Source organism: Mesorhizobium sp. L-2-11, assembly GCF_016756595.1.
Lineage (GTDB): Bacteria > Pseudomonadota > Alphaproteobacteria > Rhizobiales > Rhizobiaceae > Mesorhizobium.
The window spans coordinates 3,856,594-3,871,878 of record NZ_AP023257.1 but is presented as its reverse complement, the minus strand read 5'-3'; the positions used below and the strand labels follow the sequence as shown (position 1 = coordinate 3,871,878).

At 61.9% G+C, this 15,285-nt stretch carries 17 protein-coding genes; 6 read left to right on the top strand and 11 right to left on the bottom strand.

Features of this window, described 5'->3' with window-relative positions; all coding sequences use genetic code 11:
• The first annotated feature begins 128 nt into the window (after positions 1-128).
• Complete coding sequence (locus JG739_RS18460) at positions 129-431, top strand: BrnT family toxin (RefSeq protein ID WP_202362841.1); 303 nt, start codon at positions 129-131, stop codon at positions 429-431.
• Positions 415-687 carry a BrnA antitoxin family protein gene (locus tag JG739_RS18455; RefSeq protein WP_202362840.1) on the top strand — a complete coding sequence of 91 codons (273 nt, stop codon included), beginning with the start codon at positions 415-417 and terminating at the stop codon, positions 685-687. Before JG739_RS18460 ends, JG739_RS18455 begins: the two co-directional genes overlap by 17 nt.
• A gap of 154 nt (positions 688-841) precedes the next feature.
• Here JG739_RS18455 and rpsD read toward each other — a convergent pair whose 3' ends face one another.
• The 4 genes from rpsD to JG739_RS18435 form a co-directional block, all read right to left on the bottom strand.
• Complete coding sequence (rpsD, locus tag JG739_RS18450; protein ID WP_127317332.1) at positions 842-1,459, bottom strand: 30S ribosomal protein S4; 618 nt, start codon at positions 1,457-1,459, stop codon at positions 842-844.
• 349 nt (positions 1,460-1,808) lie between these two features.
• Entirely contained in the window at positions 1,809-1,997 is a 189-nt protein-coding gene (locus JG739_RS18445) for a DUF3008 family protein (RefSeq protein ID WP_023717374.1), read from the bottom strand.
• Positions 1,998-2,059: 62 nt separating this feature from the next.
• The gene (murI, locus tag JG739_RS18440; protein ID WP_202362839.1) at positions 2,060-2,872 is read right to left on the bottom strand and encodes a glutamate racemase; all 813 of its coding nucleotides are present in this window, start codon (positions 2,870-2,872) and stop codon (positions 2,060-2,062) included.
• A 237-nt stretch (positions 2,873-3,109) separates the two neighbouring features.
• The gene (locus JG739_RS18435; RefSeq protein ID WP_202362838.1) at positions 3,110-3,961 is read right to left on the bottom strand and encodes an RNA methyltransferase; all 852 of its coding nucleotides are present in this window, start codon (positions 3,959-3,961) and stop codon (positions 3,110-3,112) included.
• Between the two features lie 217 nt (positions 3,962-4,178).
• On the opposite strand from JG739_RS18435, the gene JG739_RS18430 reads away from it, so the two are divergent.
• Together JG739_RS18430 and JG739_RS18425 are read left to right on the top strand one after the other, a co-directional pair.
• Positions 4,179-5,390 carry an NADP-dependent isocitrate dehydrogenase gene (locus tag JG739_RS18430; protein ID WP_202362837.1) on the top strand — a complete coding sequence of 404 codons (1,212 nt, stop codon included), beginning with the start codon at positions 4,179-4,181 and terminating at the stop codon, positions 5,388-5,390.
• A gap of 13 nt (positions 5,391-5,403) precedes the next feature.
• Positions 5,404-6,030 (top strand): glutathione S-transferase family protein, encoded by a 627-nt coding sequence (locus JG739_RS18425; protein WP_202362836.1) that lies wholly within the window; start codon positions 5,404-5,406, stop codon positions 6,028-6,030.
• A 227-nt stretch (positions 6,031-6,257) separates the two neighbouring features.
• Here JG739_RS18425 and alaS read toward each other — a convergent pair whose 3' ends face one another.
• Complete coding sequence (gene alaS, locus JG739_RS18420; RefSeq protein WP_202362835.1) at positions 6,258-8,924, bottom strand: alanine--tRNA ligase; 2,667 nt, start codon at positions 8,922-8,924, stop codon at positions 6,258-6,260.
• Between the two features lie 252 nt (positions 8,925-9,176).
• Positions 9,177-10,274, bottom strand: a complete 1,098-nt coding sequence (recA, locus tag JG739_RS18415) for a recombinase RecA (protein ID WP_023798282.1) — start codon at positions 10,272-10,274, stop codon at positions 9,177-9,179.
• A gap of 274 nt (positions 10,275-10,548) precedes the next feature.
• On the opposite strand from recA, the gene JG739_RS18410 reads away from it, so the two are divergent.
• Positions 10,549-11,487, top strand: coding sequence for a PfkB family carbohydrate kinase (locus JG739_RS18410; protein WP_202362834.1), 939 nt, complete (start codon positions 10,549-10,551; stop codon positions 11,485-11,487).
• A 19-nt stretch (positions 11,488-11,506) separates the two neighbouring features.
• On the opposite strand, the gene JG739_RS18405 is transcribed toward JG739_RS18410, so the two are convergent.
• Complete coding sequence (locus JG739_RS18405) at positions 11,507-11,830, bottom strand: TfoX/Sxy family protein (RefSeq protein WP_202362833.1); 324 nt, start codon at positions 11,828-11,830, stop codon at positions 11,507-11,509.
• Positions 11,831-11,920: 90 nt separating this feature from the next.
• Between JG739_RS18405 and JG739_RS18400 the strand changes: the two genes are divergently transcribed.
• Positions 11,921-12,418, top strand: coding sequence for a GFA family protein (locus tag JG739_RS18400; protein ID WP_202362832.1), 498 nt, complete (start codon positions 11,921-11,923; stop codon positions 12,416-12,418).
• Between the two features lie 133 nt (positions 12,419-12,551).
• Here JG739_RS18400 and sufA read toward each other — a convergent pair whose 3' ends face one another.
• The 4 genes from sufA to JG739_RS18380 all read right to left on the bottom strand — a co-directional run bounded on the left by sufA (position 12,552) and on the right by JG739_RS18380 (position 15,177).
• A complete protein-coding gene (gene sufA, locus JG739_RS18395) occupies positions 12,552-12,932 on the bottom strand; it encodes a Fe-S cluster assembly scaffold SufA (RefSeq protein ID WP_006206001.1) in 381 nt (126 codons plus the stop codon).
• Positions 12,933-13,018: 86 nt separating this feature from the next.
• The gene (locus tag JG739_RS18390; protein ID WP_202362831.1) at positions 13,019-13,519 is read right to left on the bottom strand and encodes a DMP19 family protein; all 501 of its coding nucleotides are present in this window, start codon (positions 13,517-13,519) and stop codon (positions 13,019-13,021) included.
• Positions 13,520-13,537: 18 nt separating this feature from the next.
• Positions 13,538-13,930, bottom strand: coding sequence for an SUF system Fe-S cluster assembly protein (locus JG739_RS18385; RefSeq protein WP_202362830.1), 393 nt, complete (start codon positions 13,928-13,930; stop codon positions 13,538-13,540).
• Positions 13,931-13,935: 5 nt separating this feature from the next.
• On the bottom strand, positions 13,936-15,177 hold the full coding sequence (locus JG739_RS18380; RefSeq protein WP_202362829.1) for a cysteine desulfurase: 1,242 nt from the start codon (positions 15,175-15,177) through the stop codon (positions 13,936-13,938).
• Between the last annotated feature and the right edge of the window lie 108 nt (positions 15,178-15,285).

Genomic DNA, 15,285 nt, shown 5'->3' with positions numbered 1-15,285 from the left:
GGAACCCCCAATCGGGATAAGGGGGAACCTTGCGGTTCCGCCCCTCCCACACCAACCTGCTTACGTTCCGTACAGGGCTCCCGCCCGACGACGCTTGAAATCCGTGTATATTATGGCAATATACACCGATGATCGAATGGGAACGAATTGCCGGCTTCGACTGGGACGCGGGCAATGCCCGCAAGAGCATCGATAAGCATGACGTCAGCCAGGCCGAGGCGGAACAGGTCTTCTTCAACGAGCCGTTGCTGACGGTTCCCGACGCAAAGCACAGCGCCATCGAGCATAGAATTCATGCTCTGGGACGCACCGATGACGGAAGGCTGCTGCACATCACCTTCACGCTTCGGGACAAGGACACCAAGATCCGGGTGATCTCCGCCCGAGATATGAGCCGCAAGGAGCGAGGCTACTATGATCAAGACAGCTAAGCCGGTTCCGAGTTTTGCATCGGAGGCCGAGGAGCGCGCCTTCTGGGAGGCAAATGACTCCAGTGAGCATGTCGATTGGAGCAAGGCGGAACGGGTCCGCCTGCCTAACCTCAAGCCGTCGTCGACGTCAATCTCGTTGCGGCTGCCCAATGCGCTGCTTGAACGGATCAAGGTAGCGGCGAACAAGCGCGACGTGCCCTATCAGTCCCTTATCAAGACCTGGCTGGCCGAAAAGATTGACGCCTCCCGAAGCTAGGGGCCTCACGACGACGCCTTGGCGCTTTGCTAACCCTTCGCCGCCATCAGGCTGGGTAAACGACTTACACCTCCAAGCTGTCGATCATGCTCGGCACACAAGAAAAGGCCGCCTCGAGGGCGGCCTTGGATGATGTGCAGATGAAGAAAATCGATCAGCGCGAATAGAATTCGACGACCAGGTTCGGTTCCATCTGCACGGCGAAGGGAACATCCGACAGCCCGGGGATGCGCCCGAAGGTCGCCGTCATCTTGTTGTGATCGACCTCTATGTAATCAGGCACGTCGCGCTCGGCCAGGCCTACCGATTCCAGGACGATCACCAGCTGCTTCGACTTTTCGCGCACTTCGATGACATCGCCCGGCTTGCAGCGGTACGAGCCGATGTTGACGCGCTTGCCGTTGACATTGATGTGACCGTGATTGACGAACTGTCGAGCGGCAAAAATGGTCGGCACGAACTTGGCGCGGTAGACGACCGCGTCGAGACGCGACTCGAGCAGGCCGATCAGGTTCTCCGAGGTGTCGCCCTTGCGGCGGTTCGCCTCTTCATAGACCTTGCGGAACTGCTTTTCCGACACGTCGCCGTAGTGACCCTTCAGCTTCTGCTTGGCACGCAGCTGCAGGCCGAAATCGGAAAGCTTGCCCTTTCGGCGCTGGCCGTGCTGGCCGGGACCGTATTCGCGCTTGTTGACCGGGGACTTCGGGCGACCCCAGATGTTTTCGCCAAGACGGCGGTCGATCTTGTATTTCGCGGATTCGCGCTTGCTCATCGCATTCCCTTTCAAAAAGACACACCCGCAACCTCATGGTCCGGGTGAAGGAAACGCGCCCTCCTCTGGCCCCCGTTTTCGAGACCTGACAGGGTTCTCCCACGCAACGCGGCGGAAAACCCACGGGACACGTCATTCTAGACAAGACTCCGGGAAGAATTCTTCCCAAACGTCTTACGCACATAAAGAAACCACCGGACGTTGCCGCCCGGTGTTGGCGGGCTGATTAAACGGAGATTTAGCCGGTGTCAAGGTCGCGGCTGGCGTCCGTCGCGGTACCCCGCGCGATGTGTGCTGGACCGCGGCTATCCAACCATACGAGCGGACCTCGGGTGCGGACGAGCGGCGGCTAGTGTTTCGACTTCTTCTCGGGCAGGCCCTTGCGCTTGGTCTCGGCGAACTCCTCGAGTTGCTTTTCGCTCATTGACTTGTACATTCCCTTCGAAGCGCCTTTGAGTTCGCTCTTCTTGGTCTCGCCACGCTTGGCGGACAATGCCGCGCCGGCGGCTTTCTGCTGGGCTTTTGAAGTGGCTGGCATGGTCGTTTCTCCCGTTTTGCGATGAGGGAAAAACGCACCGGTCGTGGTGATGTTCCCAGATATCAGGAAATCGCCAGCCCAAACCCCTGCATCAGGCGGCGAGTCGGGAAATCGACCCGCTTCGAGGTGAAGACAGCAAGGTCGGCGCCTTCCGGCAACGCCTCGCCACGGTGGCTGGCCTCGGTGCCCGCGAGCAGCGAGAGCGCCCGTCGCGCGATCGCCTCGGCGGGATCGAGCCAATCGACCGGCCAGGGTGCCGTCTTGCGCATGCGGTTGGCCAGAAAGGGATAGTGGGTGCAGGCAAGCACGACGATGTCGGTCCGCAGTTCGTCATGTTCGACGAAGCACGGCGCGATCTCGGCACGCACCGCCTCTTCATCGACAAAGCCATCGCGCATATAGACCTCGGCCAGTCCTGCCAGACGGTCGCTGCCAACCAGGCGGACATGGCATTTCTGCGCCCATTTGCCGATCAGGTCGCGCGTATACTGGCGCTTGACGGTGCCGGGCGTCGCCAGCACCGAAACCATTCCGGAGCGCGTGCGTTCCGCCGCCGGCTTAATCGCCGGCACCGTGCCGACGAAAGGATGACCGGGAAATCTTTCGCGCAACGCATCGATGACCAGCGTCGAGGCGGTATTGCAGGCGATGACCGAAATGGCCGGCGAAAAACGGTCGAGCAGCTTGCCGAACAGCTCCAGCACATGTGCCCTCAGTGCCGCTTCCTCCCAGGCCCCGTAAGGGAAAGCCGCGTCGTCGGCGACATAGACGAAACGGCGGTCGGGCATCAGCACCCGTGCCTCGCGCAGCACCGTCAGACCGCCGATGCCGGAATCGAACATCAGGATCGGGCGGGCGCTTGAAGGATCGGTCATTGTCATCGTCTACAGGAGAAGAGCGGAGAAGGCTGCGGGCCCGCGGCGGGAAGATGGTCACAAATCCCTGATCCATCATTTTTGGGATGATGGACCACACCAAATAACATTCGGTTACGGCTAAAGCGCGTCGCGTCCGACCGGATTCATGCGAGGCGCTTAAGTACTTGTTTCTATGCATGTCGTTATCGCAAAACCACTGCGCACTTTTGCGCGACATGCATTAGAGCCTGTCTCTTAGACCTGGTCCTTGTCCGTCGCCTTGGCGGCGCGAGCCGCCGCTGCTGGAAGCCGCCTTGGATCATCGCCCGGTGATCCGTCGCCGCGCGGCATGGCCGGCGAAAACCTGTCCAGCGACGATATTATGCCGCGCAGTACCTTGAGCTCCGGCTCGGCGAAGCCGGCGCGCGTCAGCACCGCGCGCAGATTGTCGACCATTTTCGGCTTCTTCGCCGCCGGGCGGAAATAGCCGCGCGCTTCGAGCGCGCCTTCCAGATAGGCGAACAGGCCGTGCAATTGTTCCTTGGTCGCCGGCATCATGTCGGGACTGGAAAAATTGGTTTTGGTCTCATCTTCCAGGCCCGACTTCATCCACTCATAGGACATCAGCAGGGCGGCCTGGGCGATGTTGAGCGAGGAGAAGGCGGGATCGACCGGGAAGGTGACGATCTCGTCGGCGAGGCCGACCTCGTCATTATAGAGCCCGAACCGCTCGCGGCCGAACAGGATGCCGGTGCGCTGTCCGGATCGCTGCCGCGCTCTCAGCGCCCTGCCCGCCTCGACCGGTCCGCGCACCGGTTTGAAATTATCGCGCGCGCGCGCCGTGGTGGCGAAGACGAAGTTCAGGTCGGCGACCGCCGAGGCCAGCTCGTCATATACTCTAGCGGCATCGATGACGTGATCGGCGCGGCTCGCGGCAGCGCGCGCCTTTTCGCTCGGCCAGCCGTCGCGCGGATTGACGAGGCGCAGCTCGGACAGACCGAAATTCGCCATGGCGCGCGCGACCATGCCGATATTCTCGCCGAGTTGCGGCTCGACCAGGATGATCGCCGGGCCGGTGGCAGGAAGGATGTCGTTGCTGGCTTGCATTGTTTCAATGAACTGCTGTTTGCGGCATTTCAGCGTCCCCTGCCATATCCGGCCGCGAAAATGAAGCTTTGGCAAGCAACGCCCGATGCCAGGGCCGAGCCCGCTGGCGCGGATCGCCGTTTGCGCGGCCAAAAATGCTTTGATATACGGGCCGCATCCCCGGCCAAAGCCATGCGGGCAAGGCCGTTCCGATCCCCAACAATGAGGCATTCTTTCCATGGCGAAGATCAAGGTGGCGAACCCGGTCGTCGAACTCGACGGCGACGAGATGACCCGCATCATCTGGCAGTTCATCAAGGACAAGCTGATCCACCCCTATCTCGACCTCAAGCTTGAATATTACGACCTCAGCGTTGAGCACCGCGACGCCACCAACGACCAGGTGACCATCGATTCGGCCAACGCCATCAAGAAACATGGCGTCGGCGTGAAATGCGCGACGATCACGCCCGACGAGCAGCGTGTCGAGGAATTCGGGCTGAAGAAGATGTGGAAGTCGCCGAACGGCACCATTCGCAACATTCTCGGCGGCACCATCTTTCGCGAGCCGATCATCATGAAGAACGTGCCGCGGCTGGTGCCCGGCTGGACCAAGCCGATCATCGTCGGCCGTCACGCCTTCGGCGACCAGTACCGCGCCACCGACTTCCGCTTCCCCGGCAAGGGCAAGCTGACGATCAAGTTCGTCGGCGAGGACGGCAAGGTGATCGAGCATGACGTGTTCGATGCGCCGGCCGCCGGCGTCGCCATGGCCATGTACAATCTCGACGAGTCGATCCGCGAATTCGCCCGCGCCTCGCTCAATTACGGCCTGCTGCGCAACTACCCGGTCTACCTCTCGACCAAGAACACCATCCTCAAGGCCTATGACGGCCGCTTCAAGGACATTTTCCAGGAAGTCTACGAGGCGGAGTTCGAAGCCGAGTTCAAATCCAAGAAGCTCTGGTACGAGCACCGGCTGATCGACGACATGGTCGCCTCCAGCCTGAAATGGTCGGGCGGCTATATTTGGGCCTGCAAGAACTATGATGGCGACGTGCAGTCGGACACGGTGGCGCAAGGTTTTGGCTCCCTCGGCCTGATGACCTCGGTGCTGATGACGCCGGACGGCAGGACGGTGGAAGCGGAGGCCGCGCACGGCACCGTCACCCGTCACTATCGGCAGCACCAGAAGGGCGAGGAAACCTCGACCAATTCGATCGCCTCGATCTTCGCCTGGACGCGTGGCCTGGCGCACCGCGCAAAACTCGATGACAATGCCGAGCTGATGCGTTTTGCCGAGACGCTAGAAAAAGTCTGCATCCAGACCGTCGAGGCCGGCTTCATGACCAAGGATCTGTCGCTGCTGATCGGTCCCGACCAGCCATGGCTTTCGACCACCGGCTTCCTCGACAAGATCGACGAGAATCTGCAGAAGGCGATGGCCTGACCAGACCAGCGTCATGAGCAAACCCATCGTCTACGGGGCGGACTACAGCGTCTATGTGCGCATCGTCCGCCTCACACTCGAGGAAAAAGGCATCGGCTACGAACTTGTGCCGGTCGATGTTTTTGCGGCCGGCGGTATCCCGGGCTGGTATTTCGGCCATCAGCCGTTCGGCCGCATCCCGGCCTTCGAACATGACGGGTTCCGCCTCCACGAGACCAGCGCGATCACCCGCTATGTCGACGAAGCGTTCGACGGCCCGGCGTTGCAACCGGCTGGTGCTCGGCCCCGCGCAACCATGAACCAGATCATCGGCATGCTCGACGCCTATGCCTATCGAGCCATGGTCTGGGATGTCGCAGTCGAGCGACTGGAAAAGGCGCCGCCTGACGAGGCATTGATCGCCAATGGGCTTCTGCAGGCGGCGACGGTGCTTCGCGCACTCACCTCACTGAAAGCCGCCGGGCCGTGGCTGCTGGGCGAGCAACTGACGCTGGCCGACCTGCATGCAGCACCCATCATCGGCTATTTCGTCAAGGTGGCCGACGGACAAAAGTTGCTGGCCGAGTTCGCCGATATCCAGGCCTGGTGGGATCGTATCGCCGGTCGGGAGAGTTTTTCCCGCACTGAAAGGGCTGGGTGACAAATGTCCGAAAGGCCGGCGGGACAGCACCCCCCTCTGTCCTGCCGGACATCTCCCCCTCAAGGGGGAGACCGGATGTCACGATTGTTTTCGCCAATTTTCGACGTTTGAGAAAAAGGCAGGGCAATGAAGCTGCCAATCTCCCCCCTTGAGGGGGAGATGTCCGGCAGGACAGAGGGGGGTGCTGTGTCCCTCGGAGCCTTGCAATAAATCCTCCCGGCAACCGATCAAGCCGCCTCCAGGGCCGCCTTCACCGCAGCGATCGCGTCTTCGGCCCTCGAGGCGTCCGGGCCGCCGGCCTGGGCCATGTCAGGCCGACCGCCGCCGCCCTGCCCGCCCAATGCTGCCGACGCCACACGCACCAGGTCGACAGCGCTGAAGCGGCCGGTCAGGTCGTCGGTGACGCCGACCACGACGCTGGCCTTGTTGTCCTCGCTGGCGCCGACGAAGACGACGACGCCGGAGCCAAGCGACTTCTTGCCGGCATCGGCCAACGGTTTTAGATCCTTCGGCGCCACACCCGATACCGCCTTGCCGAGGAAGCCGACGCCGGCAATGGTCTCGTTCTCGGCAGGCACGCCGGCTGGCGAGCGGTCGCCCAGCGCCAGCTTCTTGCGCGCTTCGGTCAGTTCCTTCTCGAGCTTCTTGCGCTCGTCGAGCAGTGCCTCGACGCGCGCCGGCACGTCGGCCGGCGAGATCTTCAGCGCGGCAGCTGCCGCCTTCAGCCGCTTGTCCTGCTCGTCGAGATGCTTTCTGGCCGCCTCGCCGGTCAGCGCCTCGATGCGGCGCACGCCGGCGGCGACGGCGCTGTCCGATACGATGTGCACCAGACCGATATCGCCGGTCGCCCTGACATGCGTGCCGCCGCATAGCTCGACCGAATAGGGCCGGTTGGCCTTGCCGCCATGCAAGCCCGTGCCCATCGAAACGACGCGCACCTCATCGCCATACTTTTCGCCGAACAGCGCCATGGCGCCTTCGGCAATGGCATCGTCAACCGACATCAGCCGCGTGGTGACCGGGCTGTTCTGGACGACGATCTCGTTCGCCATCCGCTCGACCTCTTCGAGCTCGTCAGGCGAGATCGGCTTGTTGTGCGAAATGTCGAAGCGCAGACGCTCGGGCGCGACCAGCGAACCCTTCTGCGCGACATGGGTGCCTAGCACCTCGCGCAGCGCTTCGTGGATCAGATGCGTCGCGGAATGGTTGGCGCGCAGCCTGGAGCGGCGCGCATGGTCGACCTTCAGCTCGACGGTCGCGCCGGTGTTGACCGTGCCGTCGGCCACCTTGCCGAGATGCACGAAAAGCCCATCGGCCTTCTTCTGCGTATCGGAGATCTCGATCGAGAAGCCTTCGCCTGAAATGACACCGGTATCGCCCACCTGGCCGCCGGATTCGCCATAGAACGGCGTCTGGTTGACGACCACGGCGACCGCCTCGCCCTTGGCGGCGCTGTCGACGAGCTTGCCGTCCCTGACCAGCGCCTGGATGAGGCCTTCCGCCTGCTCGGTCTCGTAGCCGAGAAATTCGGTGGCGCCATACTCCTCGCGCACCGGGAACCACACAGTTTCGGTCGCGGCCTCGCCGGAACCAGCCCAGCTCCTGCGCGCCTCGGCCTTCTGCTGTTCCATCGCATTGGTGAAGCCGGCGAGGTCGACCGAGATGTTGCGCCGACGCAGCGCGTCCTGCGTCAGATCGAGCGGAAAGCCATAGGTGTCGTAGAGCTTGAAGGCTGTCTCGCCATCCAGCATGTCGCCGGCACCCAGCGTTTCCGTCGCCTCCGAAAGCAGGCCCAAGCCGCGCACCAGCGTCTTGCGGAAACGGGTTTCTTCAAGCTTCAGCGTTTCGGTGATCATCTGTTCGCCGCGCACCAGTTCCGGATAGGCCTGGCCCATCTCGCGCACCAGCGCCGGCACCAGCCGCCACATCAGCGGATCATGGGCGCCCAAAAGCTGCGCATGGCGCATGGCGCGGCGCATGATGCGACGCAGCACGTAGCCGCGGCCTTCATTGGACGGCAACACGCCGTCGGCCACCAGAAAGCAGGACGAACGCAAATGGTCGGCGATGACGCGGAACGATGCCACGGTGTCGGCATCCGGACCGCGGCCGAGCGCGGATGACGCAGCGTCGATCAGATGACGGAACAGGTCGGTCTCGAAGACGCTCTCGACCCCTTGCAAAATGGAGGCCATGCGCTCCAGGCCCATGCCAGTGTCGATCGACGGGCGCGGCAGATCGATGCGCTCGTCCTTCGTCACCTGTTCGTACTGCATGAACACCAGGTTCCAGAATTCGAGGAAACGGTCGCCATCTTCCTCGGGGCTGCCGGGAGGGCCGCCCCAGACGTGCTCGCCGCGGTCGATGAATATCTCCGAGCACGGACCGCAAGGTCCGGTGTCGCCCATTGCCCAAAAATTGTCCGAGGTCGGAATGCGGATGATGCGATCGTCGGAAAAGCCGGCGATCTTCTTCCAGTAGCCGGCAGCCTCGTCGTCGGTGTGATAGACCGTGACCAGCAGCTTGTCCTTCTTCAGCCCGAACTCCCTGGTGATCAGGTTCCAGGCAAGCTCGATGGCGCGCTCCTTGAAATAGTCGCCGAACGAGAAATTGCCGAGCATCTCGAAGAAGGTCAGGTGGCGCGCGGTGTAGCCGACATTGTCGAGGTCGTTATGCTTGCCGCCGGCGCGAACACTCTTCTGAGCCGTCGTGGCACGCGAATAGGGTCGCTTTTCCAGGCCGGTGAAAACGTTCTTGAACTGCACCATGCCGGCATTGGTGAACATCAGCGTTGGGTCGTTGCGTGGCACCAGCGGGCTCGACGCGACGACCTCGTGACCCTCCTTGCGGAAATAGTCGAGGAATGTCGACCGGATCTCGTTCACGCCACTCATGAATGACACTGCCTTTTAGCTTTAGAGAGAGCCGTCGGCCCGGCCGACGGCAAATGGACATGGCCTTTTAGCCGCCGCGTTGCACCCTGTCCAGAAACACGGAATTGGGCCAATTTGCGGGGCTTGCCGGTCATCTCAAACGCAAACCGCCGGCGCTAGGCCGGCGGTTCGAACGCAACATTACAGAACTCGATTACACAGGCTGGAGGTGATGAACGGGAATCATGGCCAAACTCCGGCCACTGCCGAAGCCTACATGGCGCCAGCTTCGTCCTCGAAACCGTCGTCTCCGCCTTCGGAACCACCATTCTCGAGGAATTTTTCCGCAATCAGCCCGGCATTCTGCCGTAGTGCCAATTCGATCTCGCGCGCCGTGTCGGGATTGTCGCGCAGGAACAGTTTTGCGTTCTCGCGGCCCTGGCCGAGACGCTGCGAATTGTAGGAGAACCAGGCGCCCGACTTCTCGACCACGCCGGCCTTGACGCCGAGATCGACCAGCTCGCCGGTCTTGGACACGCCCTCGCCATACATGATATCGAACTCGACCACCTTGAAGGGCGGCGCCAGCTTGTTCTTGACCACCTTGACGCGGGTCTGGTTGCCGACGACCTCGTCGCGGTCCTTGACCGAGCCGATGCGGCGAATGTCGAGGCGCACCGAAGCATAGAATTTCAGCGCGTTGCCGCCGGTCGTGGTCTCGGGCGAACCGAACATGACGCCGATCTTCATGCGGATCTGGTTGATGAAGATGACCATGGTATTGGAGCGCGAGATCGAGGCGGTCAGCTTGCGCAGCGCCTGGCTCATCAGGCGAGCCTGCAGGCCGGGCAGCGAATCGCCCATCTCGCCCTCGATTTCGGCGCGCGGCGTCAGCGCCGCGACCGAATCGACCACCAGCACGTCGATGGCGCCGGAACGCACCAGCGTGTCGCAGATCTCCAGCGCCTGCTCGCCGGTATCGGGCTGCGAAATCAGCAGGTTTTCAAGGTCGACGCCGAGCTTGCGGGCATAGACCGGGTCGAGCGCGTGCTCGGCATCGACGAAGGCGCAGATGCCGCCCTTCTTCTGGGCCTCCGCCACAGTGTGCAGCGCCAGCGTCGTCTTGCCCGAGCTTTCCGGCCCGTAGATCTCGATGATGCGGCCGCGCGGCAGGCCGCCGACGCCGAGCGCGATGTCGAGGCCAAGCGAACCGGTCGGCACCGTTTCGATCTCGACGACCTGCTCGTTTGCGCCGAGCCGCATGATCGAGCCCTTGCCGAAGGCACGCTCGATTTGCGACAGCGCCGCATCCAGAGCCTTTGATTTGTCCACCGTTTTGTCCTCTACAAGCCGCAAAGAATTCTGAGCCATGATACATCACCCCTTGATCGTCAATGAAGGCCGGACAATCCGTAATCCCTATCAATTTGTACCTTTTTTGTTCTCGATTGGCAAGGGGAGACAACCGATTGAAAAACCAACAATATCCGAATTTGTTCTTTTTTTGTTTCGACTTTCAGCTAAGAATATATCCTGCTTACCCCTGCGGGATCGTGCTGCCGTCCTCCGAATCGCGGCTTCGGTTGCCGGGTTTAGCCGGACAACCTAGTGTCCACCGGACAACAGCAAAGGTCATCTCGCTGGCATGATGAAGTCGCCGACAGTCCTGGCCGTAGGCGGCGCCTATATCGAGCGACGCGGCCATGTTTTGGGGGCGTTCGTGCCGGCGGCGTCGAGTCCCGGCACGATGCGCGAGGAAGTCGGCGGCGCCGTCTTCAATGCGCTGCGCTGCGCGGTGCGCCGCGGCGTCTCCGGCTCGCTGCTTTCGGTGCGCGGCGGCGATGTTCTGGCCGACGTGGTGGCGCGCGCCGTCGCTGCGGCCGGCATTGCCGATCTGTCCGTGGTGTTCCTCGATCGCACGACGCCGAGCAATACGACGATCTTCGACGGCGACGGCGCGCTGATCGCCGGCCTTGCCGACATGGCGCTCTACGATCTGGCGCTTGCCAAGCAGATCCGTCGTGCCAAGGTACGCGAGGCAATCAGCACCGCCGATGCGGTCCTGTGCGACGCCAACCTGCCGTCGGCGGCGCTGGAGCGGCTGGTGACGCTTGCCGCTGGCAAGCCGGTCTTCGGCCTCGCAGTCTCGCCCGACAAGGCGGCGCGGCTCGTGCCGGTGCTGGGCAGCCTGGCGCTGGCCTTCATGGACCGGCGCGAGGCCATCGCAATCGCCGCTGTCGGTATCGACGCTGCGGAGCAAGATATCGCCGACGGCCTGAGGCGAGCCTGCCTGAAAAGCGGCGTGGTGACGGCGGATGACGGTCCGGTGCTGGGTTTCGACGAAGCCGGCGCCTTCTCGATCCTGCCGCCGAAAAAAGTCGCGGACGGCGCCGCCGATGCGCTGGCGGGCGCAACGGTCGCCGCCCTGCTGCGCGGCCTGACGCTGCGCGCGGCGATGCGCGAAGGCGTTGCCGCGGCAATGCTTGCGATCGAAAGTGCCGAACTTGTGCCGGCTTTTACGGCGGCGACCCTTGCCGAGGCGCTGGCGCTTGTGCCCGAGACGCAGGAAATTGGCATGAGATGATGACCAGCGGAGAGGCAACCTATTTGCCGGCACGCAGCCCCGCCTCATAGGCCCGCCTCGCCCAGACCGCCATCTCATCCGGATCGTCGAAGGCGCTGTCGGGAACGCTCCAATACGGCATCGACACCAGCTTGCCGTGCCGCGAGCCGGTGTAAGTCCATTGCCGGCAGCCGGCCGCTTCGAATTCGGGCGCGCTTTCCGCGTCGGCTTTCAGCATCAATTCGCCACGAATGACGATGGCGACGATGACGCCGTCGAAATAGATGCCCTTGCCGCCGAACATCTTGCGAATGCTGACCGGGCCGAGGCCTTCGAAAAGTTCGGCAATGCGTTCATTGTCCATGCCGCGATCATGTCACCCGAATTTAGGCTTGTCATCGCCGCAACCGACGCCATCCTGACAAGTTGAAACCAATTTTGTCGGAGCTTTTTCATGCCGCTTCTGCTCAAAGGGTCCTGCCGGTGCAATGCCATCCGCTTTGAGGTGGAAAGCCACACGCCGGTGCCGTTCATGCTGTGCTACTGCTCGATCTGCCGCAAGCAGCAGGGCGGCGGTGGCTTTGCCATCAATCTCGGCGCCGATTTCGAGACGCTGAGGATCAAGGGCAAGCGCAGTCTTGGCGTCTACCAGGCCGAGATCGAGGACGACGAGCATCCGCAATGCGAGATCTCGTCAGGCGAGCGGAATTTCTGCAAGAAATGTGGTTCGGCGCTGTGGCTCTATGACCGGACCTGGCCGGAACTGGTCCACCCCTTCGCCTCGGCGATCGACACAGACCTGCCAAAACCACCTGAAAAGGTGCACCTCATGCTGAAATACAAGGCGAACTGGGTCGAGCCCGAGATCGGCAAGGATGACAAGATCTTCGACCTCTATCCCGAGGAATCGATCGCAGACTGGCACAAGCGGACGGGAATGTGGGTGAAGTAGGTCCTTCTCCCCGTCTACGGGGAGAAGATGCCGGCAGGCAGATGAGGGGCGGCGCTAACGTTGCAGAGGCCGGCTCTGCCCCTCATCCGGCCCTTCGGGCCACCTTCTCCCCGTAAACGGGGAGAAGGGAAGATCAGGCCGACGCGCGCGCCTCGGCCAGTGCCTTCAGATCGGCCGGCTTGAGCTCAACCGATTCGCCGCAGCCGCAGGCCGAGCTCTGGTTCGGGTTGCGGAAGGTGAAGCCGGTGCGTAGCGTCGTCTGCTCGAAATCCATCTCGGTGCCGAACAGGAAAAGCGCTGCCTCAGGCGCGACATAGACATGGGCGCCGTCGCGCTCGATATGATCGTCCTTGGTATTCGGCTCGGTCACCAGATCGACCGTATATTCCATGCCGGCGCAGCCGCCCTTCTTGATGCCAAGGCGAATGCCATGCGCATTCTCACGGGTCGCGACGATCTCGCGTACCCGGTCGGCAGCCTTTTCGGTCATCGTGATGACGGCGAAGCGTCCCATGTCATTCTCCATGTTCGCGCGGGTTCAAGGCCTGCGGATCATTTCATAGCTCAAAATGGTTATATCAGTGTCGTACTGCAAGGTCTTTATTGCCAGTGTCCGTCCAACGCTGCCGTCGCATATGCATTGAGCGCAGCTTCGGCCGAATCGCGCTTATTTTCTTCCAAGGCATAGAACGCGTCATCCAAGGCATTGAAATCTATACCGCTCCCGCCAACCTCGCCCACGATTTCCATTCTTGCCAAACGCTCTTCAGGAAAACTTTCGCCCAGCAAGGCGCAGGCCTGTCGCGTCAATTCTGCATGCGTTTCAAGACCCATCGCGCGGAAACCTTGAATGGCCCCCTGCGCCGTTATCCCATAGGAATTCCAAAAATATTGCCTGAAGCCGCCGTTGAGGACCTGCCAACTTAGCAACTCGACGCAGATGACGTTCCTGATCGCGGAAGGCATTGCGCCAACAACCCTGTGATACTCAGATGGTTCATCGAGAACGTCGAGAACCGGAGCGCCCCAAACCTCGACTACCCTCGCCGAAGGTGGAATGTCGTCTTCGCTCAGTTCACCCGGTCGAGATATGTCGGACATCCAACTCGCCTGACCGCCTCAATACCAGCCAACCGCGACCTGCGCCTCTTCCGACATGCGATCGGGGGACCAGGGTGGGTCGAAGGTCATGTTGACCTCGACGCCGGAAACACCTTCGACAGCGCCGACGGCGTTCTCCACCCAGCCGGGCATTTCGCCAGCCACCGGGCAGCCGGGCGCGGTCAGCGTCATGTCGATCCTGACCGAGCGGTCGTCCTCGATGTCGATCTTGTAGATCAGGCCGAGCTCATAAATGTCTGCCGGGATTTCCGGGTCGTAGACCGTCTTCAGCGCCGAGACGATGTCATCGGTCAGCCGCGCCAGTTCGTCGGCGGGAATGGCCGAGGCGGAAACCAACTCATTGGTTGCCGTTTCCGAAATGGTCTCAGCGGTGCGGCCTGCATCATCCATGATCGTCATCCGAAGAACTTTCGCGCTTTTTCGAGCGCATCGGCCAAAGCGTCGACTTCGGCCCGGGTGTTATACATGCCGAACGATGCCCTGCATGTGGAGGTTACGCCAAAACGTTTCAACAGCGGCTGAGCGCAATGGGTGCCGGCGCGGACGGCGACGCCCTGCCTGTCGATCACCATCGACACGTCATGGGCATGAATGCCCTGCAGCTCGAAGGAGATGATGGCGCCCTTATCCGGCGCATCGCCGAAGATGCGCAGCGAATTGATGGCGCGCAGCCGCTGATGGGCATAGTTCTTCAGATCGGCTTCGTGGGCGGCGATGCGCTCGCGGCCGATCTTTTCCATGTATTCCAGCGCCGCACCCAGCCCGATCGCCTGGACGATCGGCGGCGTGCCGGCCTCGAAACGGTGCGGCGGATCGTTGTAGGTGACGAAATCCTGCGTCACCTCCTCGATCATCTCGCCGCCGCCCATGAACGGGCGCATGCGCTCCAGCATGTCCTTCTTGCCGTAGAGCACGCCGATGCCCGAGGGCCCATAGACCTTGTGGCCGGTGAAGACGAAGAAATCGCAGTCGAGATCCTGCACGTCGATCGGCATATGCACGGCGCTCTGGCTGCCGTCGACCAGCACCGGAATGCCGCGTGCATGCGCGATGCGGACGATCTCCTTGATCGGCGTCACCGTGCCGAGCGCATTCGACATGTGGGTGATGGCGACCAGTTTTGTGCGATCGGTCAGCCGCTTCTCGAACTCCTCGATATGGAAGACGCCGAGATCGTCGACCGGCACCCAGACCAGCTTCGCGCCCTGGCGCTCGCGGATGAAATGCCACGGCACAATGTTGGAATGGTGCTCCATGATCGACAGGAGTATTTCATCGCCCTCGCCGATATTGGGCATGCCATAACCATAAGCAACGGTGTTGATCGCCGCGGTCGTGTTCGAGGTGAAGACGATGTTGTCGGTATCAGGCGCGTTGAGAAATCTTTGCACTATCTTGCGCGCGTTCTCAAAGGCGTCGGTTGCCGCGTTCGACAGGAAATGCAGCCCGCGATGGACGTTGGCATATTCCTGGGCGTAGGCGTGCTGGATGGCGTCGAGCACGGCCTGCGGCTTCTGCGCCGAGGCGCCATTGTCGAGATAGACCAGCGGCTTGCCGTAGACTTCCCGTGTCAGGATCGGAAAGTCGCGGCGGATCGCCTCGACGTCGTAGGGGATGTTTTCGACTTTCTGGTCCATCACAAGCTCTCTTGAGGCATCGCCTCATTCCGTCCAACACCCCTCATCCGACCGAGCTTCGCTCGGCCACCTTCTCCCACAAGGGGAGAAGGTCTAGCGCTTTACCTT